The organism is Streptomyces sp. NTH33, from assembly GCF_003236365.1.
Lineage (GTDB): Bacteria > Actinomycetota > Actinomycetes > Streptomycetales > Streptomycetaceae > Streptomyces.
The window spans coordinates 1-401 of sequence record NZ_POTZ01001161.1 but is presented as its reverse complement, the minus strand read 5'-3'; the positions used below and the strand labels follow the sequence as shown (position 1 = coordinate 401).

The 401-nt window shown below is 34.4% G+C and carries 1 protein-coding gene; it reads left to right on the top strand.

Going from position 1 to position 401, the window contains the following annotated elements:
- The coding region (locus tag C1I97_RS38985) for a RepB family plasmid replication initiator protein (protein ID WP_146608504.1) at positions 1-401 on the top strand (401 nt) is incomplete at both ends.

Below are 401 nucleotides of genomic sequence, written 5' to 3'. Positions count from 1 at the left end.
CTACAGCGTTAAAGGTGGACGACGAGAAGAACAAGTAGAAAGTTATCGTAATCCCAAAATCGGTATTCGAGAGTTGCGAGAAATGACTGATACTGTTAATGAGTATCAGAGGTTTGATAGGTTTGAGAGCTATATCTTGAAAAACTCTTTAAAAGAAATCAATGCTCATACAACTTTTAACGTGACGCACGAGAAAGTTAAAAAAGGACGCAGCATTGATAGTATTGTCTTTCATATTACTAAAAAAACAGTGGCAGATGATACTAGTTACAAGTTAGATGATCCAGCTTATATTGACGATAAGATAAGGCAAGAAGAAAGTGAAAAAGATCTCGTGTATGAAGCTATGAAAAGTCCATATACAAAATTGCTGATGGAACATTTCTTATTGTCATATATTG